At 72.5% G+C, this 22,792-nt stretch carries 21 protein-coding genes and 2 pseudogenes; 17 read left to right on the top strand and 6 right to left on the bottom strand.

The window, feature by feature from the left end:
- Window positions 1-109: 109 nt before the first annotated feature.
- Window positions 110-697 carry a TetR/AcrR family transcriptional regulator gene (locus tag ACWGR4_RS14920; protein ID WP_078976338.1) on the bottom strand — a complete coding sequence of 196 codons (588 nt, stop codon included), beginning with the start codon at window positions 695-697 and terminating at the stop codon, window positions 110-112.
- Between the two features lie 182 nt (window positions 698-879).
- Between ACWGR4_RS14920 and ACWGR4_RS14915 the strand changes: the two genes are divergently transcribed.
- Together ACWGR4_RS14915 and ACWGR4_RS14910 are read left to right on the top strand one after the other, a co-directional pair.
- Window positions 880-1,686, top strand: coding sequence for a hypothetical protein (locus ACWGR4_RS14915; RefSeq protein ID WP_078979368.1), 807 nt, complete (start codon window positions 880-882; stop codon window positions 1,684-1,686).
- Between the two features lie 167 nt (window positions 1,687-1,853).
- Window positions 1,854-2,186, top strand: a complete 333-nt coding sequence (locus tag ACWGR4_RS14910; protein ID WP_395795772.1) for a rhodanese-like domain-containing protein — start codon at window positions 1,854-1,856, stop codon at window positions 2,184-2,186.
- A gap of 37 nt (window positions 2,187-2,223) precedes the next feature.
- On the opposite strand, the gene ACWGR4_RS14905 is transcribed toward ACWGR4_RS14910, so the two are convergent.
- Window positions 2,224-2,913 (bottom strand): PaaI family thioesterase, encoded by a 690-nt coding sequence (locus ACWGR4_RS14905; protein WP_452130106.1) that lies wholly within the window; start codon window positions 2,911-2,913, stop codon window positions 2,224-2,226.
- 162 nt (window positions 2,914-3,075) lie between these two features.
- Between ACWGR4_RS14905 and ACWGR4_RS14900 the strand changes: the two genes are divergently transcribed.
- The 15 genes and pseudogenes from ACWGR4_RS14900 to ACWGR4_RS14830 all read left to right on the top strand — a co-directional run bounded on the left by ACWGR4_RS14900 (window position 3,076) and on the right by ACWGR4_RS14830 (window position 18,771).
- Window positions 3,076-4,722: an AMP-binding protein gene (locus ACWGR4_RS14900; RefSeq protein WP_452130105.1), complete on the top strand. Its 1,647-nt coding sequence runs from the start codon at window positions 3,076-3,078 to the stop codon at window positions 4,720-4,722.
- A gap of 310 nt (window positions 4,723-5,032) precedes the next feature.
- Entirely contained in the window at window positions 5,033-5,671 is a 639-nt protein-coding gene (locus ACWGR4_RS14895; RefSeq protein WP_452130104.1) for a DUF5819 family protein, read from the top strand.
- A complete protein-coding gene (locus ACWGR4_RS14890; protein ID WP_380003279.1) occupies window positions 5,658-6,953 on the top strand; it encodes an HTTM domain-containing protein in 1,296 nt (431 codons plus the stop codon). The genes ACWGR4_RS14895 and ACWGR4_RS14890 overlap by 14 nt, the downstream gene beginning before the upstream one ends.
- A gap of 77 nt (window positions 6,954-7,030) precedes the next feature.
- On the top strand, window positions 7,031-7,777 hold the full coding sequence (locus ACWGR4_RS14885; RefSeq protein WP_380003278.1) for a TrmH family RNA methyltransferase: 747 nt from the start codon (window positions 7,031-7,033) through the stop codon (window positions 7,775-7,777).
- On the top strand, window positions 7,774-8,640 hold the full coding sequence (locus ACWGR4_RS14880; protein ID WP_452130103.1) for an NTP transferase domain-containing protein: 867 nt from the start codon (window positions 7,774-7,776) through the stop codon (window positions 8,638-8,640). The genes ACWGR4_RS14885 and ACWGR4_RS14880 overlap by 4 nt, the downstream gene beginning before the upstream one ends.
- A gap of 23 nt (window positions 8,641-8,663) precedes the next feature.
- Window positions 8,664-9,860 carry a molybdopterin molybdotransferase MoeA gene (locus tag ACWGR4_RS14875; RefSeq protein ID WP_380003276.1) on the top strand — a complete coding sequence of 399 codons (1,197 nt, stop codon included), beginning with the start codon at window positions 8,664-8,666 and terminating at the stop codon, window positions 9,858-9,860.
- Complete coding sequence (locus ACWGR4_RS14870; RefSeq protein WP_452130102.1) at window positions 9,857-11,005, top strand: potassium channel family protein; 1,149 nt, start codon at window positions 9,857-9,859, stop codon at window positions 11,003-11,005. The genes ACWGR4_RS14875 and ACWGR4_RS14870 overlap by 4 nt, the downstream gene beginning before the upstream one ends.
- Window positions 11,006-11,014: 9 nt before the next feature.
- Window positions 11,015-11,995, top strand: coding sequence for an NAD(P)H-quinone oxidoreductase (locus tag ACWGR4_RS14865; protein WP_452130101.1), 981 nt, complete (start codon window positions 11,015-11,017; stop codon window positions 11,993-11,995).
- A gap of 116 nt (window positions 11,996-12,111) precedes the next feature.
- Window positions 12,112-12,825: a hypothetical protein gene (locus tag ACWGR4_RS14860; protein ID WP_380003273.1), complete on the top strand. Its 714-nt coding sequence runs from the start codon at window positions 12,112-12,114 to the stop codon at window positions 12,823-12,825.
- Between the two features lie 144 nt (window positions 12,826-12,969).
- A complete protein-coding gene (locus ACWGR4_RS14855) occupies window positions 12,970-13,776 on the top strand; it encodes a hypothetical protein (protein ID WP_452130100.1) in 807 nt (268 codons plus the stop codon).
- Between the two features lie 30 nt (window positions 13,777-13,806).
- Window positions 13,807-14,250, top strand: a pseudogene (locus ACWGR4_RS14850) (PadR family transcriptional regulator); the annotation flags it as partial.
- Window positions 14,247-14,868, top strand: a pseudogene (locus ACWGR4_RS14845) (ATP-binding cassette domain-containing protein). The pseudogenes ACWGR4_RS14850 and ACWGR4_RS14845, both read left to right, overlap by 4 nt.
- Window positions 14,869-14,895: 27 nt before the next feature.
- Complete coding sequence (locus ACWGR4_RS14840; protein WP_078976350.1) at window positions 14,896-15,429, top strand: bacterial proteasome activator family protein; 534 nt, start codon at window positions 14,896-14,898, stop codon at window positions 15,427-15,429.
- A 217-nt stretch (window positions 15,430-15,646) separates the two neighbouring features.
- Window positions 15,647-16,792, top strand: coding sequence for a protein kinase domain-containing protein (locus ACWGR4_RS14835; protein ID WP_380003267.1), 1,146 nt, complete (start codon window positions 15,647-15,649; stop codon window positions 16,790-16,792).
- 410 nt (window positions 16,793-17,202) lie between these two features.
- Complete coding sequence (locus ACWGR4_RS14830) at window positions 17,203-18,771, top strand: protein kinase domain-containing protein (RefSeq protein WP_452130099.1); 1,569 nt, start codon at window positions 17,203-17,205, stop codon at window positions 18,769-18,771.
- An 85-nt stretch (window positions 18,772-18,856) separates the two neighbouring features.
- Here the strand turns inward: ACWGR4_RS14830 and ACWGR4_RS14825 are convergent, their stop codons facing one another.
- The 4 genes from ACWGR4_RS14825 to ACWGR4_RS14810 all read right to left on the bottom strand — a co-directional run bounded on the left by ACWGR4_RS14825 (window position 18,857) and on the right by ACWGR4_RS14810 (window position 22,499).
- On the bottom strand, window positions 18,857-19,831 hold the full coding sequence (locus tag ACWGR4_RS14825) for a phosphotransferase (RefSeq protein WP_380003265.1): 975 nt from the start codon (window positions 19,829-19,831) through the stop codon (window positions 18,857-18,859).
- 169 nt (window positions 19,832-20,000) lie between these two features.
- Window positions 20,001-20,804 (bottom strand): HAD family hydrolase, encoded by an 804-nt coding sequence (locus tag ACWGR4_RS14820; protein ID WP_380003263.1) that lies wholly within the window; start codon window positions 20,802-20,804, stop codon window positions 20,001-20,003.
- A 157-nt stretch (window positions 20,805-20,961) separates the two neighbouring features.
- The gene (locus ACWGR4_RS14815; RefSeq protein ID WP_452130098.1) at window positions 20,962-21,849 is read right to left on the bottom strand and encodes an LLM class flavin-dependent oxidoreductase; all 888 of its coding nucleotides are present in this window, start codon (window positions 21,847-21,849) and stop codon (window positions 20,962-20,964) included.
- Between the two features lie 50 nt (window positions 21,850-21,899).
- Window positions 21,900-22,499 carry a TetR/AcrR family transcriptional regulator gene (locus ACWGR4_RS14810; protein WP_380003261.1) on the bottom strand — a complete coding sequence of 200 codons (600 nt, stop codon included), beginning with the start codon at window positions 22,497-22,499 and terminating at the stop codon, window positions 21,900-21,902.
- Between the last annotated feature and the right edge of the window lie 293 nt (window positions 22,500-22,792).

Raw genomic sequence — 22,792 nt, 5'->3', positions numbered from 1 at the left:
GGGGAGGGCGGACCCCGGCCGTGCCTTCCTTCGAGGAGAGCGCGCCGGAAGGACGGCACGTTCGTGGGCATGCCGGATGAAGGGTGGACCCTTCATCCGGCCGTGCGCACTATGACTGCTTCATCGACGCGATGGACGCTCGCGTGAATTCGATGAGGTGCTTGCGCCGGTTCGCCCGGGCCTCCTCGGACTCCGAGTCGGCCCCGAGCAGTACCCGCGACATCTGCGGCATCGTCTGTTGCCAGGCGGCGACGCCGATGAGCGAGTAGAGCAGCTGGGCGACGTCGGGCGAGGGCTTCACGCCGAGGTGATCGGCGAACTCCTGAAGTTTCGCGGCGTAGCTCGTGACTCGCCGCTCCTCGTCCGGGACCGGGTCGTGCCCGTAGTACAACGCCTCCCACACCAGCAGCCGGAGCAATTCCGGGCGGGCGCAGTAGAAGTCGTACACCTGGGCGATGTACTCGGCCGGGTCGTCGTTGGGCATCGTGACGACCGTGTTGAGCTCTTGGAGCGACTCCGTCAGCACGTGCTGGAAGAGCTGCTCCTTGTTCCCGAAGTACGCGTAGATGCGCTCCTTGTTCACCCCGGCGCGCAGGGCGATGCGGTCGACGCGGGCGCCGGCGATGCCGTGCTCGGCGAACTCCGCGCGGGCGGCGTCGAGAAGTTTGGCTCGGGTGCGTGCGGTGTCGGGCGGCATGGCTGGATCTTATCCCCTCTAGCCAACTGCTTTGTTGGATCGACTGGCCAGGGACGGCCTGACCATGCTGCCCTACCACATAGGCTGCTGGGGGGTGTTGCGAGTGATTTGATCTTCAAAGTCCGGCAGAGGTGCCCGCCGGCCGGTGTCGCGCGGGAACAGAACAGCACACAAGGGACGTGATGGACGAGGTCAGCGCGCCGACCCCCTGGTCGGACCCCGAAATCGCCGAGTTGGAGCGACAGGTCGCCGCCGAGGAGACCGCGTTGCTCGACGACGAAGTGGATGTGACGACCCTTCAGGTCGAGCTGGACAACCTGGCGATCGTGCACCACCGCCGGCTCGGTCCGCTCTACGAGCGGCTGGACGAGCTGGACGCCTTGATCGCGGAGGCGATCGCGGCGCACACCGGCGATCCCGCGGACATCCGGCGTGCGGTCGAATTGCGTGGTGTGGTCACGGACATGCCGGACTTGGACTCGCTTTTGGGTGCTCTCGACGGGGCGCCCGGCGCGGAGGGCGGTTCGGCCGAGGAATCGATGCCGGTGCCGGAGGTGCACCGGGTCAGCCCCGGCGCCGAGGCGCGCAAGCTGTTTCGCGAGCTGGCCCGCCGGGCGCACCCGGACCTGGTCCAGGACCCGGAGGAGAAGCAGCGCCGGGGTGCCTTCATCGCCCGGGTGAACGCCGCGTACGCGCGCGGCGACGTGACCGAGCTGCTGGCGTTGGGTACGGAATGGGCCACGTCCCCGGAGGGCGCGAGCGGTCCGGGCACCGAGGGCCGGGGGCAGTGGTTGCGCAGCCGGCTGGCCTGGCTCACCCATCGCCGCACCGAGCTGGCCGGGCTGCGCGAGGAGCTGATGGCGGGTGCGATGGGGCAGCTGCTCCAGCTCGCCCCCGACGATCCGGACGGCCTGCTCGAACATCTGGCCGACCAGCTCCTGCACGACATCGCGGAGAAGGAGAAGGTGCTCGGCACGCTGGTGCCGTGATCGGCCGCCGCGGCCGGTGCCCGGGCCGCCCCCGCCCGCGCGTGTGTCGGGGAGGTGACGAGCGGGCGGTTCGCCGGTTCGGGGCACCTGTGCGCGGCGCCGATGACCGACAATGTGCGATGAGCGCGGCCGGATGGGTTCCGGACGCCTGACCTCCCGGAGATCCGATGCACCTGTCGCCCCCGCCGGCCGTGGCCGCCGCCGCGGTTCCCGACGACGCCTTCGTACTGGACGTACGGGAGGCGCACGAGTGGGACGCCGGTCACGTGGCCGGCGCCCGACACATCCCGATGAACACGCTGCTCGACCGGATCGACGAGGTGCCGCACGACACCCGGGTGTACGTGATGTGCCGGGTCGGCGGCCGGTCCGCGCAGGTCACCCACTATCTGGGCCAACAGGGCTGGGACGCGGTCAACGTGGACGGCGGGATGCTCGCCTGGGAGGCCGCGGGGCGGCCGATGGTGAGCGAGACCGAGGCGGCTCCGGCGGTGGTCTGAGGCCGGCCGTGCCGCCGCTCCGCTCGGGATCGTCGGCTCAGGACCGCCGTTCCGCGATGAACACTGCGGTCGCCTCGGCGGTCACCTGCCCGTCGGCGCGGATCTCACCGGTCGCGAAGCTCTTGCGTCCTTCGCGGCCGGTCCAGCGCCCGGTCAGTTCCAGCGGTACGTCGTAGGGCGTCGCCCGGCGGTAGCGGATGTCGAGGCCGGCGGTCAGCCCCGGCGCGCCGGCCGCGGACGCGGCCACCCCGAGCAGCTGGTCCAGGATCACCGCCACGATGCCGCCGTGCGCGCGGGCGGGCGGGCCGCCGTGTGCCGCGGTCAGCGTGCATCGGGCGTGGATCTCCACCGACGCGGGCTCCGCCGTCGGGTCGGGCCTGGGGGTGACCTCGGCGAACACCAGCCGGGGCGCCTGCGGGTTGAGCCGTCCCGAGCCCATCTGGGTCAGATGTTCCAGCCTGCCGTCCGGATACCGGATCAGCGAGACCGCCTGCGGGCGGCGGGCCGCGCCGAGCAGCGCGGTCAGCTCGGCGATCCGCCCGGCCGCGTCCGCGCGTACCGCCGCGTCCACGTCGGTCCACACCACCGCCTCGACCAGATCCCGCACCCGGTCCGCGAGGTCGAGCGCCTCCGGGGTCACGCTCTCCGGTCCGGGCAGGGTGCCGGCCATCAGTTCGGCGAGGGCGGTGGCCGAGGCCGGCGGCAGCGGCCTGGTGTTCGAGTTCATGCCCGTCCCTTCGTGACACTTTGCTGGAACCTGCCGAGAATGCCCATCCTTCGTGACGCGGTTCTTGATCTTGCCAAGAATGCGGGCCAAGAATGTGACGGTGCATCAGATCTAACGGTCTATCAGACCCGGCGCGGCCGGATCGCGGTGAGGGAGTGCGGCATGGTGACGATCGCGGAGCTCGTACATCGCCAATGGGGCGACGAGCGGACCGGACTGCACTTCGAGGACCTGACCTGGACGCACGACCGGATCGCCCGCGACGCCGCCGCCCGGGCCGCGCTGCTCGCCGACCTGCTGCCGCGCGGGGTCGAGCCGCACGTGGGGGTCCTGCTCGACAACGTGCCCGAATTCCCGCTCTGGTTGTCCGCCGCGGCGGTGGCGGGCGCCACCCTCGTGGGGGTGAACTCGACCCGCCGCGGCGCGGAGTTGGCCCGCGACATCACCCACGCCGAATGCGCCGTCCTGGTCACCGAGCGGGCGCACCTGCCGCTGCTCGACGGATTGGACCTGGGCATCCCGGCGCACCGCGTCCTGGTGGTCGACGACCCCGGCTACGCCGACCTGCTGCGGCCGTACGCGGACGCCGCGCTGCCCACCCTGACCGTCGACCCCTCGGATCGGCTGCTGATCGTGTTCACCTCCGGCTCCACCGGCGCGCCCAAGGGGGTCATCTGCTCGCAGGGCCGGTTGGCCGGCGCGGGCACCGCGCTGACCGCGCAGTTCGGCTTCGGCCCGGACGACGTCAACTACGTGTGCATGCCGATGTTCCACGGCAACGCGCTGATGGCGAACTGGGCGCCGGCGCTGCGCGCGGGCGGCGCGGTCGCGCTGCGCCGCCGGTTCTCCGCGTCGGCGTTCCTGCCCGACATCCGCCGCTACGGCGCGTCCTACTTCACCTACGTCGGGCGCGCGATCTCGTATCTGCTGGCCACCCCGGAGCGACCCGACGACCGGGACAACCCGCTGCGCGCCGGGTTCGGCACCGAAGCGGGCGCGGTGGACATGGCGCGCTTCGAGGCGCGCTTCGGATGCGCGCTGACCGAGGGATACGGCTCCTCGGAGGGCGGGATGAGCGTCAACCGGCGGCCCGGGACGCCCCCGGGCGCGGTCGGTCCGTGCCCGGAGCACGCCGCGGTGCTCGATCCGGCGACCGGCGAGGAGTGCGCGCGGGCCGAGTTCGACGCGGCGGGTCGGCTGCTCAACGGCGACGCCGCGATCGGCGAGCTGGTCAACACCGGGCGCAGCGGGTTCGAGGGCTACTGGCGCAACGAGCAGGCGTCGGCGGCGCGGTTGCGGGACGGCCGCTACTGGACGGGCGACCACTTCTACCGGGACGCGGCCGGGTACCTGTACTTCGCCGCGCGGGCGGACGACAAGCTCCGGGTGGACGGGGAGAACCTGGCGGTGGCCACGATCGAGGGCATCCTCGCCCGCCACGCGCCGTTCGAGGTGGTGGTCGTGTACGGGGTGCCGGACCCGGTGACCGGGGACCTGGTGATGGCGGCCGTGCAGGTGCGCGAGGGAGCCGCCTTCGATCCCGGAGAGTTCGCCGCGTTCATCGCCGAACAGCCCGACCTGGGCACCAAGATGGCGCCGACGTTCGTGCGGGTGGTGGACACGGTGCCGACCACCGCGACCAACAAGGTGCACAAGGTCGGATTGCGCCGCGAGGGATTTCGCACGGCGGACGAGGTGTGGTGGCGTCCCGAGCGCGAGGGGGCGTATCGCCCGCTCGACGACGCCGGGCGGCAGGAGCTGATCGGGCGCTACCGCGCGCACGAGCGGGAGCACGTGCTGGACCTGTGAGCCGCGCTCGCGGAAGCGGTCGGGAAGGGGTGGTCGGCGGTGGTTTCGGTACGCCCCGCCGACCGGACCCGGTAGCGTGCCGGGCGCACGGGTCCGGATCGGACCCATCGACCACGGGAGAGGCATGCAGTCGCCTGACGACGCGGTGCCCGGGCAACCGGTGGATCGGTCGAAGCCGCCAGTCGAGTCCGGGGCGGCGGCGGTGGGCACCGCGACCGGCGGACCGACGACCGATTCGGGTCCGGCACCCGGCACACCATCGCCCGCTGTCCGCATTCCGGAACAGGCGGGGGAGCGTTCCCCCGTCGACGTGCCGACGGACACGGCGGTGCCCGCCGACGAGCGCCGGTCGACCGCGGTGCGCTCGGTCACGGCGGCGTTCGCCGTCCTCGCGATCCTGGTGACCCTCGTCCACGTCTTCTTCGTGTTCCTGCACGTGGCGCCGAGCAACGCGCTGAGCAAGGAGTACCAGAAGGAGACCGGCACCTGGATCTACCCCTACTTCGAGCAGAACTGGGCGCTGTTCGCGCCCAATCCGATGTCGGAGAACTTCCGCGTGCAGGCACAGTCGCGGGTGCGCGGTCCGGACGGCCGGGTCGTCGAGTCGGACTGGTCCGACCTGACCCTGGACGACCTGAACCACATCCGGGGCAACCCGTATCCGAGCAAGGCCGACCAGAACATGATCCGGCGCGCCTGGTCCAGCTACGCGGACAGCCACGACGCCAAGGACGAGTCGGCGATCGGCAGCCGCGGCCCGCTGACCCAGCGCTACCTGCGCCGGATCGTGGTGCACCGCTTCCAGGACGCCGGCCTGAACCGCTCGCTCGAGTCCATCCGGATCCGGGTCGCGACCAAGTCGATCGGTCAGCCGGACGCGAGTCCCAAGCCGACGACCTCGTACCGCACGCTCGGCTGGTGGGAGACGAAGCCCGATGACTTCCGGTGAGTCGCAGCCGCGCAGCGCGGCGAGCCCGTGGCGCCGCAGGGAGGACGCCGTCGGCCGCGCGCTGGTCGCGGCCCTGGACGCGGTCGGTACGCGTACCTTCGCGGTGCACCAGGCGGCGCTGCTGCGGATCGGCTACGGCCTGGTGTTCCTGGTCAGCCTGCTGCGCGAATATCTGAACCGGCGGGAGATCTGGGGCGATCAGTCGGCCTGGTCGCCGGACATGGCCCGGGAGTTGCTGAACGGCATCCAGGGCGTGAGCCTGCTGCTCGAAAGCGACTCGCGCTGGTGGTTCGAGGGCGTCTACCTGGCCGCCGTCGTGGTCAGCGCGCTGTTCGTGCTCGGCTGGCACACCCGGGCGACGAGCATCCTGTTCGCCGTCATGGTGGTGTCGTTCAACAGCCGCTCCATCCTGATGACCGACGGCGGCGACACCGTGTTGTTGCTGATGTCGATCTACCTCGCCTTCACCGCCTGCGGTCGGGTGTGGTCGCTGGACGCCCGTCGGGCCCGGCGCACCGGGGTGCGCCCAGGCACCGGTCCCGGGCACGAGGTCGGGGTGCTCGTCGGGCTGATCGCCATGGTCGTGCTCGGCACCACCTGCCGGGGCGACTCGTGGGCCCTGCACCCCAAGTTCTCCTTCGCGTTCGTGTGCCAATGGATCTGGCTCCCCGGGATCCTCGTGGTCTTCGGCGCGCTGTGGCGCCTGCCGCGCGAGGTGGAGCAGGTCCGGGCCGGCGTGGTCACCGCGGTGCACAACTGTGCGCTGTTCGTGATCGCCGCCGAGGTGTGCTTCATCTACGGCGCGGCCGGCCTCTACAAGGTGCAGGGCTCGTACTGGCAGGACGGCACGGCGATGCACTACGTGCTGAACCTGGAGTACTTCGCGCCCTGGCCCGGGATCAGCCACACGCTCGCCGCGAACACCGAGATGGGCGTCGTGCTGGCCTACCTCACGGTGTTCATCCAGGTCGGCTTCGTCTTCATGCTGTTCGCGAAGCGGGTCAAGTACGTCGCGATCGTGATCCTGCTCGGCATGCACTTCGGCATCGCCGTCCTGCTCGGCCTGCCCGCGTTCTCCGCGTCGATGTCGGTGGGCGACGCGCTGTTCCTGCCCACCGCGTTCCTGATCTGGACCCGCTCGCGGGTGATCGGGCGGCTCACTGCCCGGCTGCGGCGCGGGCCCGCCGCGCCGGCGAAGGCGCCGGCCGATCCCCGGCCGCCGGCCGTGCCGCCCGCGTCCGACGGGCCGGCGGGGTTGTCGCCGACCGCGAGTCGGGCCTGAGCCAGGCACCCGCACCCCCGCCCCGACCCGCGCCACGCCGGTCGGGGCGGGGGTCGGTCGCGTTCTAGGCTGCCGTCATGGACTCCCACGACGTCGATGCCCGGGTGCGCCGGCTGGCCGCGGTGCCCGGGACGGTGCTGCTCGACGGCTTCCACGCGGTCAAGCACGCACTGCGGTTCGGCGCGGCGATCTCCCTGGTGGTGACCACCGACCGGGCCGCGGTCCGCACGCTCGCCGACGAACTCGCGGCCGACGTGGGCGAACACCTGGACGAGACGGCGATCGAGGTGCCGGAAGCCCTGCTGCGCGAACTGGTCCCGCGCGCCGGCCCCACCGGCGTGCTCGCGTTCGCCCGGCGTCCCGAACCCGCGACCCCGGGCGAGCGCGCCGCGCCCGTCGTGCTCCTGGAGAACCCGCGCAACCTGGGCAACGTCGGGGCGGTGATCCGGCTGGCCGCCGGGTTCGGCGCCGCCGCCGTGCTGACCACCGGCGACCTGGACCCGTGGCATCCGCACGTGATCCGGGGCAGCGCGGGGCTGCACTTCGCCACCGAGGTCGCCCGGGTCGGCCTCGACGAGCTGCCCGACGGGCCGCTGTTCGTGCTCGACCCCGAGGGCGACGACCTGCGGGCCACCGACATCCCCGACGACGCGGTCCTCGCCTTCGGCACCGAACGACACGGCGTCTCCGCGGCGTTGCGCGGGCGGGCGGATCGACGGGTGGCCATCCCGATGCGGCCCAAGGTCTCCAGCTACAACCTGGCCACCAGCGTCGGGATGGCCCTCTTCCGCTGGTCCTGCACCTCCGCGAACGCGCCGGCATGAGCGGCCACGACGCCATCGTGCTCGCCGGCGGCGCGGCCCGGCGGCTGGCGGGCGCGGACAAGCCGGGCCTGCTTGTGGCCGGTGTCCCGCTGCTCGACCGGGTGCTCGCCGCGGCGGCCGGCGCCGAACGCACCATCGTGGTGGGCCCGCGCCGGCCGACCCACCGCGAGGTGGTGTGGGTGCGCGAGGACCCGCCCGGCGGCGGCCCGGTGGCCGCGCTCGCCGCCGCGCTGCCGGTCGTGCGGGCCGACGCGGTGGTCCTGCTCGCGGCCGATCTGCCGTTCCTGTCCGCCGCGTTGCTCGACCGCCTGCTGGCCGCGCTCGGCCCCGACCGGGGGCCGGACGCGCCGGCCGGCGTGGTCGCGGTCGACGCCGACGGGCGCGACCAGTACCTGCTCGCCGCCTACCGCACCGCCGCGCTCCGCACCGCGCTGGCCGATCTGGGCGAGCCCGCCGGGGCGGCGCTGCGCCGGGTGGTCGGCCCGCTGGCGACGCGCCGGATCCAGGCCGGTCCCGACGCCGCCTTCGACTGCGACACCTGGGCGGATGTGCGCGACGCGCGAGCACGGTCGGGGAGGATGGACACAGCCCCGAAGAGGAGAGAGATGACTGGCCTGGACGAGTGGACCGAAGCGGTCAAGCAGGAACTGGGCATCGAGTTGGACGTGGACATCGCGGCGCTGCTCGACATGACCCGGGTGGCGGCGCACAACGTGCAGCGACCCGCCGCGCCGCTCACCTCCTTCCTGGTCGGTTACGCCGCGGCCATGCGCGGCGGCGGCGCCGACGCGGTGGCCGAGGCGTTGCGGCAGGCACGCGAACTCGCCGAGCGTCGGGGCCCCGACGCCGAACCGGACGCCTGATGGTCCCTCGGGAGAGCCGGACCGTGCCGCGCCCCGAACCGCATGCGCCGGTGCCGTCGGCGCTCGGCTGGCCGGAGGCGCGGGCCACCGCGCGCGCGGCCGGACGACCGCTGCCCGCGGTCTCGCGCACCCTGCATCACGCGCGCGATCACGTGCTGGCCCGGCCCATCGTCGCGCTCACCGACCTGCCCTCCTTCGACACCTCCGCGATGGACGGCTGGGCGGTCGCGGGTCCCGGGCCGTGGCGGGTGCGCGGCCGGTTGCTTGCGGGCGACTCGGGCGGGGAGATCGGGGTGATGCGCGACGGGGACGCGGTGGAGATCGCCACCGGCGCGCGGGTGCCGCACGGGGCCACCGCCGTGCTGCGCAGCGAGCAGAGCCGGGTCGAGGGCCGCACGCTCTTCGCCGACGCGCACATCCAGCAGGGCACCGACATCCGCGCGTGCGGGCAGGAGTGTCGACGCGGCGACGAACTGCTGCCGGCGGGCACCACGGTCACCCCCGGGGTGACCGGCCTGGCCGCCGCGTCCGGCTACGACGAATTGGTCGTGGTGGACCGGCCGCGGGTGGAACTGCTGGTGCTCGGCGATGAGTTGCTGGACTCCGGGCTGCCTCGGGAGGGCCGGATCCGGGACGCGCTGGGCCCGCTGATCACGCCGTGGTTGCGCACCCTGGGCGCCGATCTGCTGCGGGTGCGCCGGGTCGGGGACAACCCGGACACGCTGCGCGCCCACGTGAGCGGGTCGCGCGCCGACGTGGTGATCACCACCGGCGGTACCGCCGACGGGCCGCGCGACCACGTGCACGGGCTGCTCGCCGAGTTGGCCGCGGACGTCCTCGTGGACGGCGTCGCGGTTCGCCCCGGGCATCCGATGTTGCTTGCCCACCTGCCGGGTGAACGCCCCGGCGCCGGGCGGTATCTGGTCGGCCTGCCGGGCAATCCGCTGGCCGCGGTCGCCGGCATGCTCACCCTCGCGGTGCCGCTGCTGCGCCGGTTGTCCGGGCGGCCCGAACCGCGCCCGCGCCGGATCCGGGCCGGCGCCGACATCGCCGGTCACCCGCACGACACCCGCCTGGTGCCGATGCGCGGGGATCGGCCGCTGGCCTTCGCCGGACCGGCGATGTTGCGCGGGCTCGCGGTCGCCGACCGGATCGCGGTGGTACCGCCGGGCGGGGTGCGCGCGGGCGATCCGGTCGAGGTGCTGGCGGCGCCCCGGTGAGGACGGTGCGTGTTCCCGACGACCGCCCGGCCGATCGGCGCGGGCCGCGCGGCGCGCTGACCCGGCCGCTGCCGACGCTGCGCAAACGACCCGAGGGGCCGGCGGGCCTGGCCGGTCAGGCCGGCGCGAGCGTACACATTCCCAAGGACCGACCCGGGCCGCTGGCACAGGTGTTGCGCCGATTCGGGATGGCGCTGCTGGTGCTGGCGTTGACGATCCTGATCGTCTACGCCGACAGCGACGGCTATCGCGACGCGGTGGACGAGCACGTCTCGTTCCTCGACGCGGTGTACTACGCGACGGTCACCCTCTCCACCACCGGCTACGGCGACATCACCCCCGCGAGCGACGGCGCCCGCCTGGTGAACGTGGTGCTGATCACCCCGCTGCGGGTGGTCTTCCTGATCATCCTGGTCGGCACCACCCTCGAGGTGCTCACCGAGCGCACCCGGGAGCAGTTGCGGCTCAACCGTTGGAGGTCCACGTTGCGCGACCACACCGTCCTGGTCGGCTACGGCACGACGGGATACAGCGCGGTGCACACCTTGATGGCGCAGGGCGTCTCGCGCGAGAACATCGTCGTGGTCGACTCCGACCCCGAGGCGGTCGCCGAGGCGAGCGACGACGACCGGCTCGTGGTGGTCTCCGGCGACGCGACCCGGGCGGAGGTGCTGCGCCGGGCCGAGGTCGAGCGGGCGCGGAACATCATCGTGTCGGTCAACCGGGACGACACCGCGGCCCTGGTCACGCTGACCGCACGGCAGTTGAACCGGCGCGCGTGGATCGTGGTCGCCGTGCGAGAGGACGAGAACGCGCCGCTGATCCGGCAGAGCGGTGCCGATTCGGTGGTCACCACCGCCAGCGCCGCGGGCCGGCTGCTCGGGGTCTCCATGCTCAGCCCGAACGTGGGCGAGGTGATGGAGGACCTGATGCACTACGGCGAGGGCATGGACCTGGTCGAACGGCCGCTCGAGAAGCACGAGAAGGGCAGGTCGCCGGGCGAGTGCGGCGATCTGGTGGTGGCGGTGGTGCGCGGACACCGCACGCTGCGGCACGACGATCCGGAGGCGGCGGTGCTCGGCGCGGGTGACCGACTCGTGGTGATCAAGACCCATAAGCCCCGTCCCAAGCCGGGTGACTCATAGGCTGGAGACATGTACGCCATCACGATTGCCGAGCCGGGCGGACCCGAGGTACTGACCTGGGGCGAGGTCCCGGACGAGAAACCCGAACCCGGCGAGGTTCTGGTGGAGGTGGCCGCCACGGCGGTCAATCGGGCCGACCTGATGCAGCGACAGGGGTTCTACCGCCCGCCGCCGGGCGCCTCCGAATACCCCGGTCTGGAGGCGTCGGGCCGGATCGTCGAGGTCGGCGCGGGCGTGTCCGGCTGGGCCGTGGGCGACGAGGTGTGCGCGCTGCTCGCGGGCGGCGGCTACGCCGAGCGGGTGCGGGTGCCCACCGGCCAACTGCTCCCGGTGCCCGAGGGGGTGGACCTGATCTCGGCGGCGGCGCTGCCCGAGGTGGTCTGTACGGTCTGGTCGAACGTGTTCATGGTGGCCCACCTGCGCAAGGGCGAGAACTTCCTGGTGCACGGCGGATCGAGCGGCATCGGCACGATGGCGATCCAACTGGCGAAGGTGGCCGGCGCCCGCATCCTGACCACCGCCGGATCGGCCGCCAAGCTGGAGCGCTGCCGCGAGTTGGGCGCCGACGTGACCATCGACTACCGCGGCGAGGACTTCGTGGCCCGGGTCGCGGAGGCCACCGGCGGCGTCGGGGTCGACGTGATCCTGGACAACATGGGCGCGAAGTACCTCGACCGCAACGTGGACGCGCTCGCGGTGAACGGGCGACTCGTGGTGATCGGGCTCCAGGGCGGCACCCGGGGCGAGTTGGACCTCAACAAGCTGCTGATGAAGCGGGCAGCGGTGGCCGCGACCTCGCTGCGGGCCCGGCCGATCGCGGAGAAGTCGGCGATCGTGGCGGCGGTGCGCGAGCACGTGTGGCCGCTGGTGGCGGCCGGCCGGGTCGTGCCGATCGTGGACCGGGTGATGCCGGTGGCCGAGGCGGCCGACGCGCACCGTGTGCTGGAGGAGAGCGGACACATCGGCAAGGTCGTGTTGCGGGTGCGCTGACGGGAGCCTGCCGGGGTGGGCCGATCTGCCGCCGGACGAATGAAAATCGGATGACCGGATCGGTGCGGCGTATGTCGCTGGATGGGTCTTTTGTCGATTTTCCTTAATCTGACGACATGCCTACCCCCGGCGGCTTCGCGCGTCGACTGGCTGCCGGGTGTGTGTTCGCGGCGGTCCACGTCCTCCCCGGCTTCGGCGTGCTCGCGAGCGCGGCGCCCGTACCCCCGCCGGCCCCGGTCGACGGATCGGCGTCGTCGGCGGAACGGGCCGTCGACGACGCGGGATCGACCGCGGGCCCGCGCGGTCGGGCGCCCGCCGCACCCGGGTTGCGGCCCGATCCGCCGGTGCCGCCGCAGGAGCCGGTGGTGCCCACCACGCCGGCCAAACCCGCGCCGATCACCGACGCGCCCACCCAACAGGAGTGGGACCGGCTGCTCGACCGGCTGGCCCGACACGGCGCCCGACCGGTGACCGACGAGTCGGGGCAGGCGGTCCTCGACGTCGAGCGGGAGCTCCTGCTCACCGGGGGGACCGAGGGTCTGGACGCGCTCCGATCCTGGGGGGCGGAGATCACCGGGGACGATCGACCCGGGGTGTACGCCGTGCGCTCCGGCGGGCGAGTCGTCGCGCGGTATCTGGTGGAGACCGAGCCGAACACCTCGACCGACGCCTCCGCCCCTGCCACCCCTCCGGCCTTCGGTGCGCCGCCCACCCTGCCCAGAACCGGCCCATCCGTTGTGAATTTGACTCTGATCGCCCTCGGAGGAGCCGGTATCGTCTGCGCCGGTGGACTGCTCGTCCGGTGTTCCCCTGCGCCGCGACGACGCTGAGCGGCGGGACGCGCGTCGGTCCCGCCGGGCAGACTGGGTGTCTGGCGCATCGCGGATGAAGGGTGCAGGCTCGTCGAGGATGCGGATCGGGATACGGGGTTACCTTCCGGCAACGTCCGTCCGATGGTGGGGGGAGGAGGCGTGATGTGGTCGATCCGCGGGTTCCACCGGCGGATTCCGCTGGGACCGACGATCATCGCGTTGGCCCTCATCACGCTGCTCGTGCTCACCAACGTCTGGGGCGCCGGCCCCGGGATCCGGGCCCGGCACGACGGGGCCGCGCCCAGTCCGGCCGACATCCCGCCGCAACTGCCCGCCCAGGACCAGAGCATCGAGGCCACCCCGACGCCGACCGATGGCACCACGCCCGCACCCGCCGGGCAGCCGAGCGCCGGTGGTCAGCGGGTCCCGGCGCCCACGGTGACGGTGACCGAGACGCCGGCCCCGCCGGCCGCGCAGGACAGCGGCTCCGGCAACCGGCCCGGGACCGGCGCCACATCGCCCCCGGTCGGCGAGCCCACCACCGGCGGATCGGGCGCCACCCCCACCACCGGCGGCGGTGATCCGGGCAGCCCGCCCCCGCTGGGTCAGCGTTTTCGGGTGACCGGCCTGCGGATCGTCGCGGACCGGGCGAACGGCTCCTACGTGTGGTGCAACGGGCTCGAACAGATACAGCTGATCGGGACCGTGCTCGTGGACGGGGTCGGCCCGGGCGACGTGGTCTATCAGTGGGTCTACGACAAGGTGCGGGTGTTCCCGCCGGACATCATGCGCTTCACCGGCTCGGGGCCGCGCCAGCAGAGCCTGTCCGTGCCCTGGCCGATCCCGCCGCAACTGCTCGGGGAGGTCAGCGGCGTGGTGCAACTGCTGATCCTGCAGCCGGTGGCCAACGCGCAGACCCAGCGCTACACGTTCGACTTCCGCTGCCGGGGCCCGTTCTCCGGCAACTGACCCCGCGCCGGCGCCCGGTGATCGGGCGGCCGGCTGGATCGCGACGGCCTGGTTGCGCCCGACGGCGAGGACGCCGAAGGGCACGTCTTCTACCGGATCACCGAACCGGGCCGCGCCGAGTTGCGCGCCTGGTTCGACGCACCGGTCTCGCGCACCAACCCGCCCCGGGACGAACTCGCGATCAAGCTCGCGATGGCCGTCACCGTGCCCGGGGTCGACATCGCCACGGTGGTCCAGGGCCAACGCGCCCACACGCTGCGCGCGCTCCAGGACTACACCCGGCTCAAGACGCGCGCGGCCGAGGACGACTTGGCGTGGCAACTCGTCCTGGAATCGCTGATCTTCCACGCGGAGGCCGAGGTGCGCTGGCTCGACCACTGCGAGACCCGCCTGGCCCGCCGGGCCGCGGAGCGCGCGCCGGTCCCGGCGGTCGAGCAGTCCGTACCGCCGCGCAAGCGCGGAGCGCGCCGATGAACGGCGCCGAGCGCACGGACCCGGGGGCCGGCGCCATACCGGTCCTCGAACTCCGGTCGGTGGGCCGGATTCACGGCCGGGGCGAGGTCCGGGTGGAGGCCCTGGCCGAGGTGAACCTGAGCGTCGTACCGGGCGAGATGCCGGCCGTGATGGGACCCAGCGGGTCGGGCAAGTCGACCCTGCTGATGCTCGCCGGCACCACTCGGCGCGCTCAATCGGCGCCGGATGGCCGCGCTGCGCCGGCGCCGCATCGGCTACGTCTTCCAGGACCTCAACCTGGTCCCGGCGCTGACCGCGGCGGAGAACGTCGCGCTGCCGCTCGAACTCGACGGCGCCTCGATCCGCCGGGCCCGGCAGGCCGCGCAGGCGGCACTGACCGAGGCGGGTGCGGCGGTGGTGCCGGTCACCCACGAGGCCCGGCACGCGGCCTGGGCGGACCGGATCGTGTTCCTGCGCGACGGTCGCCTGGTGGACGACACCGGTGCCGCGGCCTCCGCCGAGGTGGTGGTCCCGTGGGCGCGGCTCGCGCTCGTGCTCGTCGTGCTGCCGCTGCTCGCGGGCCTGCTCGCGGCGCTTGTGACACGATCGCGTGCGGTGCTGCGCGGGAGGACGGCATAACCCTCCGGCGCTCCTAGGATGAGATGCATGGATACGCCGAACAGCGAAGCGAATGGTGAGAACCCGCAGGTGGTGATCGTCGGGCCGGATGGCATGGCGCTCGGCGGCGGCCTCGGTGAAGAGGGCGGTGAACTCGCGGTGACCGACATGGTGGAACAGCCCGCGAAGGTCATGCGCATCGGAAGCATGATCAAGCAGCTCCTCGAGGAGGTGCGTGCGGCTCCCCTCGACGAGGCGAGCCGGGTGCGCCTGAAGGAGATCCACGCCAGCTCGATCAAGGAACTGGAGAAGGGGCTCGCCCCGGAACTGGTCGAGGAGCTGGAGCGCCTGTCGCTTCCGTTCACCCACGACTCGGTGCCCAGCGAGTCCGAGCTGCGGATCGCGCAGGCACAATTGGTGGGATGGCTCGAAGGGCTGTTCCACGGCATCCAGACCGCGCTGTTCGCCCAGCAGATGGCGGCGCGCGCACAGCTGGAGACGATGCGTCGGGCGCTGCCGCCCGGCGTGGGACCCGGGGGACAGGGCGAGCCGCCGCACACCCAGTCGGGTCCGTATCTCTAGCCTTCGGCATCGTCCGTAGCCCTCGGGATCGTTCGGACGACGAGTCCGGACGCCCGTCGTCGCGGGGCGCATCGGGGCGGCGCCTGCCCGGCGCCGCCCCGGTGCGCTCGCGTCGGGTCTCTGACAGGCTGTCGGCGGTACGACGGGAGCGCTGTTCGGTAGGTCGACTCGCGGGGCCGTCGTGCCCGAGTCGTGAAGCGTGGAGGGCGGCCTGACGGTGACCGTTTCGGGGGACCCGGCTCGGGCGAGCGGGCGCGTCTTCGGTGGCGGGCGGTATCGCACCGGACGGCGGATCGGCGGCGGCGGGATGGCCGTGGTGCACGAGGCGCACGACCTGATGCTCGACCGGCTCGTCGCGGTCAAACGGCTGCGCAGCGACCTGGCCGAGGACACCGTCGCGCGTTCGCGCTTCGCCCGCGAGGCCGAGCACGCGGCCGCGCTGGATCATCCCACCATCGTCCGTGTGTTCGACACCGGCGCCGACCCCGGCGAGGACGGGGTCCTGGTGCCGTGGATCGTGATGGAGCTGGTGCGCGGGATCACCCTGCGCGACCTGCTGGAGGCGCACGGCCCGGTGCCCTGGCCGCGCGCGCTCGCGATCACCGCCAAGGTGCTCGACGCGCTGGAGTACAGCCACGATCGCGGCCTGGTGCATCGCGACATCAAGCCGGTCAACGTGATGATCACCCCGGACGGCGCGGTCAAGGTGATGGACTTCGGCATCGCCCGCGCCCTGTTCGTCACCGACGGCGCGCTGACCGACCCCGGTCGGATCATGGGCACCCCGCAATACTTCTCGCCCGAGCAGGCGTTCGGGCATCCCGCCTCCACCCGCAGCGACCTGTACTCGGTGGGCTGTCTGCTGCACGAGTTGCTGGTCGGCGTGCCGCCGTTCGACGGCGGTACCGCGGTGCACATCGCGTACCGGCACATGCGCGAGGACCCGACCCCGCCGTCGGCGTACCGCCCGGACCTGCCGGGAGCGGTCGACGACCTGGTGCTGCACGCGCTGCGCAAGGATCCGCACCTGCGCTTCGACACCGCCGGGCGGATGCGCGAGTCGGTGCGGCGGATCCTGCCGGAGAACGTCTGGGACTCGGTCCTGTACGGCGCGGGCGGCCCGCCGCCGGCCGGGCCGGGGCCGGCACCGACACCCGTACCGATGGGGCACCGGCCGGGCCGCCCGCCGATCGGTGGTCCGCCGTGGGCGCGGGTGTTGTCCGGATTCGGGCCGCGCGCCCGTTCGGCGGGCGCGCACAGCGCGCCGGGCGGGCACGGTCGCCGGGCCGGCGCCGGTGCCGCGTTCGCGGCGACGGTGCTCGGCGTACTGGCCGTGCTCGCGTCCATCCTGATGTTGCGCTGAACCCGGAGCCGCGCCGAGCGGGTCGTCCGGCCCGGACGCCGGGTCGGTCCGGCCCGCGGAAGCCCTCGGCCGGGAATCCGGAATCCCGTTACCATGGCCTCTCCGCACCGGAGTACCGCCGATCCCGGTATCGTTTCGGGACTTGACGCGAGGATGCACCACATTTCATCAGCACATGGGCGCGGGCCCCAGCCCCGGCGCCACGTGAGGGGACTGTCGAGGATGATCGCCGAGTCCCCGGTCACAACCCCGACGCCCGAGACGGCGTGCCTTTGTGGCCGGCCGATCGTTGGAACCGTCGTGCTCCCCCGCTCCCGTGGTGTTTTCCGCTCCCCCCTGCTCGCGGCGGACCGTATCGCCACAGTTCGGCGGCCCCGAGCGGGTCGCCCCGACGCGCAGGGCGAGGAGCGATGACCGCGCCGCAGGGACCGGACGACCGCGAGGCGTCCGGCACACAGGTCAAGACGGTCGGATCCGGCCGCTACGAACTCGGTCGCCAACTCGGTCGAGGCGGCATGGCCGAGGTGCTGATGGCCCACGACGTGCGGCTCGGCCGTACGGTCGCGGTCAAGACGCTGCGCCCGGACCTGGCCCAGGACCCGGTCGCCCGCTCGCGGTTCGGCCGCGAGGCGCAAAACGCCGCGTCGCTGAACCACCCCGCGATCGTGTCCGTCTACGACACCGGCGAGGACCGGGTCGGCGACGAGCTGGTGCCGTTCATCGTGATGGAGTGCGTCGAGGGTCGCACCGTCCGGGAACTGCTCGGCGAAGGCAACCCGATACCGCTGGAACAGGCGCTGCGGGTCACCGAGGGGATCCTGGAGGCGCTGGAGTACAGCCACCGCCACGGCATCATCCACCGCGACATCAAGCCCGCGAACGTGATCATCACCAACTCGGGCGCGGTCAAGGTGATGGACTTCGGGATCGCCCGCGCGATGCACAGCGCGGCGACCACGATGACCCAGACCGGCATGGTGATGGGCACGCCGCAATACCTGTCGCCGGAACAGGCCCTGGGCCGGACCGTCGACGCGCGCAGCGACCTGTACTCCAGCGGTTGCCTGCTCTACGAACTGCTGGCGCTGCGTCCGCCGTTCAACGGGGACACCCCGCTGTCCGTGGTCTACCAGCATGTGCAGGACGATCCGCGCCCGCCGTCGATGATGGATCCGCGCGTGCCGCCGCACCTGGACGCGATCGCGTTGAAGGCGCTGGCCAAGAACCCCGACGATCGTTACCAGACGGCCGACGAGATGCGGATGGACATCCGCCGTGCGCTGGCCGGTCAGCAGGTGTCGGTGGCGGTTCCGCCGCGGGTGCCGACCCAGCAGGGTCAGCGGCCCGAGTTCGGCTCGTGGAGCCAGGTGGCCCCCGGGGCGACGGCGGTGTCGCCGCAGACCGGATCGGCCGAGGCCACCGCGGCGATGCCGCCGTTGGCGGGCCGGGCGGCGGGCGGCGGGCAACAACCGGGCGCCAACGACGGCGGCACCGGGCAACTGCCGATCGTGGCGCCCGCGTCGGAGCGGCCCAAGCGCAAGCTGCCGATCTATCTGGTGGCCGCGCTCGCGGTGGTCCTGATCGCGATCGGCGCGGTGTTCCTGGTCAAGGGTTTGCCGGGCGGCGGCGACAGTCCGTCGAAGACGGACGAGAAGAAGGGCAGCCAGACCACCGGCGGCGAAGGCGCACAACCGGCGGCGTCGGTCGGCGCCACCCCGGACACCAACAACAAGTCGACCCCGACCGCGCCGCCGAGCAGCCCGCAGCAGACCTGGCGGTCCACCTCGACGCCGACGAGCACGTGGCGGGATACGGGCGGGGCCTCGTCGGGGCAGACCCACGCGCCGAGTTCGCCGCCGCCCACCAAGCCGTCGGAGACGAACAGCCAGCCGGCCTCCCCGCCTCCCACGAAGCCTGGCGACACCACCAAGGGCGGTTCGGGCGGCGGGTCGCCGCCGGCGACCGGCAGTTCCAACTGACATCCGAGAACCCGGAACCCCGCGCGGGTCACCATCGGTGACGCGCGCGGGTTCTCGTTTTCCGAGAGGGACGCCGCTCGCCCGCTCAGCCCAGGAAGGCTTCCAGCACCTCGTCGTAGGACATCGTCCACCACACGATCAGCGCGGCGGAGGCGGGAAACAACGGGGCACAGCGCGGGTCGTGTTCGAGGTAGTGCCGGGTGAGCATCCAGAAGTCGTTCAGCCGCTCCCACCACAACCGGTGCACGGCGGCGGCGAGTTGGGTCGGCCCCGGATCCAGCATCGCCCGGTATCCGCCGACGAAGCCGCGCACCCGGTCGAGGTCGAGCGTGCCCGAGATGCGGTCGGTGAAGAAGATCAGCGCGGCCCGGACCAGTTCCTCGGTGTGGGGCAGCGCGGCGAGCCGGTCCCAGTCGATGATCGCCACCGGGTCGTTGCCCTGATAGAGCACGTTGAGCGGGTGGAAGTCGCCGTGTACGTAGCCCGTATGCGGTGCGTCGTGGTCACGAGGTCGCCGGTGTGCGTGCCGCAGCAGCAGCGCGCGCCGCTCGATCAGGCGCAGTTCGGCGAGCCGGTCGAAGGAGTCGCTGTCGGGTCGGGCCCGGATCCCGGTGAGCAGGCGCTCGATGGTGGCCAGGGATTCGTGCGGGTCGGCGGTGGGGACGAGGAGCGGCTGCTGGATGGGCGGCAGCAGGCGCGGCAGCGTGACATGTACGCCGCCGAGCAGCGCGCCCACCCGCGCACACCCCCGGGCGTCGAGTTCGGTGCCGCGCCGATGGATGCCGTCCACCCAGGGATACAGGGCGAACCAGCGGCCGCGCGAGGACAGTACGGTGCGCCCGCGCCGGTCGGTCACCGGTGCGATCGCGGGTATGCCGCAGGCGGCGAGCCGCTGCGTGGTCCGGTGCTGGAACCGGATCGTGTCGGGTCGTTGGTCCAGATAGTGCTTGAGAAACCAGCGTCCCCTGGTGGTGACGACCTCGTAGCCTCGGTTGAGCAGGCCTTCGGCGATGGGCCGGAACGAGAGAGCCTGGCCGACCCGATAGCGGTCGATCGTCACAGCCAGTGGGGACCCTGGCCGGGAGGGGGAGTACACGGCGTCAATCTATGTCACGGAAAGCAATCGAGTAACTACTCTGTGCAACCTTCACGCGTAAGCGTGTCTTCGGCGTCACGCGTTCGTGGAGCCGGTTGGTCCGTACACCGAAACCGGCCGCCATGCCGCCCTCTCAGCCGAACAACTTTTCCAATACCTCGGCCACGCCGTCGTCCTGATTGCTCCCGGTATGCCGGGTCACCGCCGCCAGTACGTCGGGATGTGCGTTGGCGACCGCGTACGCCTGTCCGGCCCAGGCGAGCAGCGGCAGGTCGTTGGGCATGTCGCCGAACGCCACCACGTCCTCGGTCCGGATACCGCGCTGCGCGCAGAACCAGGCCAGCGTACTGGCCTTGCTGATGCCGAGGGCACTGATCTCGACGAGAGCGATCGAGGAAGAGTGGGTGAACTCCGCGTACGCTCCCGCCCGGTCGCGGGCCAGCGCGAGGAACACGTCCGGGTCGAGGCTGTGGTGTCGGGCGAGCAGCTTGAGCACCGGGCCGGTCAGCAACTCCTCGACCGGGCCCACCGCGTGCACGATCGACACGTCGCGTTCGAGTGCGGGATAGCTCGGCTCGTGCATGAAGCCGGTCTCGGTCTCCACCGCGAAGCTGACGTCGGGCACCGCCTCGCGCAACAGCCGGCTGACCTTGCGCGCGGCGGTGACGTCCATCGTGTGGGTGCCCACCACCCGCTCGCTGCGCAGGTCGTAGACCACCGCGCCGTTGCCGCAGATGGCCAGTCCGCGGTGGCCGGTGACGTCCGCGACGCGCTTCATCCAGCGGGGCGGGCGGCCGGTGACGAAGACCACCTCCGCGCCCGAGGACTCGACCAGCTCCAGGGCGGCGAGCGTGCGCGCGGAGATGGACCCGTCGTCACGCACGATGGTGCCGTCGAGGTCGGTGGCCACTAGGCGTGGGCGATTCGTGATGGTCACGGGTACATCCTCGCTCGAAAACGATTCTCCACTCGCGGCGGTCCCCACCCCACCCGAGGCGGGACCGCCTCTGACGGAGCCGCAGAATTCGGGTCGGGTGACCCGGAGCGAAGCGGAGGGACAGCCGACCCCTCGCGAGCCGGAGCGAAGCGCCCGATCAATCGAGTTGCCGCAGCCCCTCCTGCGCGATGCGCTCGAACAGTGCCTGGTCGGCGGCGAAGACCGAATCGGGAACCGGCCAGTGGATCGCCAGCTCGGTGATGCCCAGTTCCCGGTAGCGCCCCGCGTAGTCGACGAACGCGTCCATCGAGTCGAGGGGGCGCTCCAGGGTCGAGCCCTGGAGGAGGACCCGCTCCAGCTCCTCCGGCTTGCGACCCTCGCTCGCGCAGATGTCGGACAGCCGGGCCAGTTGCTCGGCGATCACCTTCGGGCAGACCTCGGCCGGCACCCCCTTGGGGTCGCGGGTGTCCCCGTAGGTGATCCACCCCTGGCCGTGCCGGGCGGCCAGGCGCATGCCGCGCGGTCCGGTGGCCGCGAGGTAGATGGGTACCCGCGGCCGCTGCCGGCCGCCCGGGATCATCCGCACGTCCTCGGCGGTGTAGTAGGTGCCCCGGGAGGTCACGGCCGGCTCGGACAGCAGCCGGTCGAGCAGGGGGACGAACTCGGCGAGCCGATCCGCGCGCTCCCTCGGGGTCCACGGCTGCCCGCCCAGGGCGGTGGCGTCGAAGCCGTTGCCACCCGCGCCGACCCCCGCGATCAACCGGCCGCCGGAGATGTCGTCGATGGCCGCGAGGTCCTTGGCGAGGGTGACCGGGTGGCGGAAGTTGGGCGAGGTGACCATCGTGCCCAGGCGCAGCCGCTCGGTGACCGCCGCGGCGGCGGTGAGGGTGGGGAGCGCGCCGAACCAGGTGTGCTCCCGGAAGCTGCGCCAGGACAGGTGGTCGTAGGTGTACGCGGCGTGGAAGCCCAGGTCTTCGGCCTGCCGCCAGATCTTTCGGCCTTCGGTCCAACGGTGGATCGGGAGGATCACAGTGCTCAAACGCATCCGTCGACCATACGTGCCCGGTCGGGGCGACCCCACGGCCCGGCCCGCCGCTACCGTACGAACGCCCCCGCCCGGGTGGCCGTCTCGGCCGCCGCCGCCGCGCGGTCCGCGCTCGCCTCGTCGAGCGGGTCGCCACTGGCCAGGAGTCGGTAGTACAGCGGCGCCGACACCGCCCTGATCACCTCGTGTGGATCCGTGCCCACCGGCGCCTCGCCGCGTTCGATCGCGGCCGTCACGCAGGGCGCCCATTCGTCCACTCGCGTGGCGTAGAAGGCGTGCAGCGCCGCCGCGGCCCGGGCGTCGCAGGTTGCCGCCGCGATCACCGCCTTGAACAGCGCGCCCTGGCGCTCGTCCACCAGCGTGCGGCGGACCAGGTGTGCGTTGGACCGCAGGTCGCCCAGCAGTGAGCCGGTCTCGGTGCGCGACACCGAGCTGTCCGCCATCTCCACCAGCAGGTCCGCGACCAGCCCGGTGGCGCTGCCCCAGCGTCGGTACACGGTGGTCTTGCCGACCTCGGCGCGCTGTGCCACCTCGGCCAGGTCCAGCCCGGCGAAGCCCCGCTCGGCGAGGAGGTCCCCGGCCGCGCGCAGGACCGCCTCGCGTACCCGGGCGGTGCGTCCACCGGGGCGGACGGTGCCTTCCGATGTCATAACGGGACTCCTGTTCCATTAAGTCGATCCATCGTGCTACCTTCTGGGCATCTTAACGGGAAAACAGACCCGTTAATACCTTGCCTTGGATTCGCTCGGGAGGCGCACATGTCCACGCTCGATCACCGCACCAGGCCCGTCGAGGCCCCACCCGTCACCCCGGTGGGGGCCCCCCACCCGGCCCGCGCGGCCGCCCCCCCGCGGAGCCGGGCGCCGAAACGGGGGGTGTGCCCGGGGGGGGGGGCCCCCGTGAATTTTGCGGGGGTGGTATAGGTACAGTAAAGGGCGCGGCC

The sequence above is a fragment of the Embleya sp. NPDC055664 genome (assembly GCF_053618075.1).
Note: the sequence above shows the minus strand (reverse complement) of the source record. Positions and strands in the feature narration are given on the sequence as shown.

What these genes read in the sequence shown, in the direction of transcription:
- ACWGR4_RS14920 (WP_078976338.1), bottom strand. Translation starts at nt 697, where the DNA reads ATGCCGCCCGACACCGCACGCACCCGAGCCAAACTTCTCGACGCCGCC.
- ACWGR4_RS14915 (WP_078979368.1), top strand. Translation starts at nt 880, where the DNA reads ATGGACGAGGTCAGCGCGCCGACCCCCTGGTCGGACCCCGAAATCGCC.
- ACWGR4_RS14910 (WP_395795772.1), top strand. Translation starts at nt 1,854, where the DNA reads ATGCACCTGTCGCCCCCGCCGGCCGTGGCCGCCGCCGCGGTTCCCGAC.
- ACWGR4_RS14905 (WP_452130106.1), bottom strand. Translation starts at nt 2,913, where the DNA reads ATGAACTCGAACACCAGGCCGCTGCCGCCGGCCTCGGCCACCGCCCTC.
- ACWGR4_RS14900 (WP_452130105.1), top strand. Translation starts at nt 3,076, where the DNA reads ATGGTGACGATCGCGGAGCTCGTACATCGCCAATGGGGCGACGAGCGG.
- ACWGR4_RS14890 (WP_380003279.1), top strand. Translation starts at nt 5,658, where the DNA reads ATGACTTCCGGTGAGTCGCAGCCGCGCAGCGCGGCGAGCCCGTGGCGC.
- ACWGR4_RS14885 (WP_380003278.1), top strand. Translation starts at nt 7,031, where the DNA reads ATGGACTCCCACGACGTCGATGCCCGGGTGCGCCGGCTGGCCGCGGTG.
- ACWGR4_RS14880 (WP_452130103.1), top strand. Translation starts at nt 7,774, where the DNA reads ATGAGCGGCCACGACGCCATCGTGCTCGCCGGCGGCGCGGCCCGGCGG.
- ACWGR4_RS14865 (WP_452130101.1), top strand. Translation starts at nt 11,015, where the DNA reads ATGTACGCCATCACGATTGCCGAGCCGGGCGGACCCGAGGTACTGACC.
- ACWGR4_RS14860 (WP_380003273.1), top strand. Translation starts at nt 12,112, where the DNA reads ATGCCTACCCCCGGCGGCTTCGCGCGTCGACTGGCTGCCGGGTGTGTG.
- ACWGR4_RS14855 (WP_452130100.1), top strand. Translation starts at nt 12,970, where the DNA reads ATGTGGTCGATCCGCGGGTTCCACCGGCGGATTCCGCTGGGACCGACG.
- ACWGR4_RS14840 (WP_078976350.1), top strand. Translation starts at nt 14,896, where the DNA reads ATGGATACGCCGAACAGCGAAGCGAATGGTGAGAACCCGCAGGTGGTG.
- ACWGR4_RS14830 (WP_452130099.1), top strand. Translation starts at nt 17,203, where the DNA reads ATGACCGCGCCGCAGGGACCGGACGACCGCGAGGCGTCCGGCACACAG.
- ACWGR4_RS14815 (WP_452130098.1), bottom strand. Translation starts at nt 21,849, where the DNA reads ATGCGTTTGAGCACTGTGATCCTCCCGATCCACCGTTGGACCGAAGGC.
- ACWGR4_RS14810 (WP_380003261.1), bottom strand. Translation starts at nt 22,499, where the DNA reads ATGACATCGGAAGGCACCGTCCGCCCCGGTGGACGCACCGCCCGGGTA.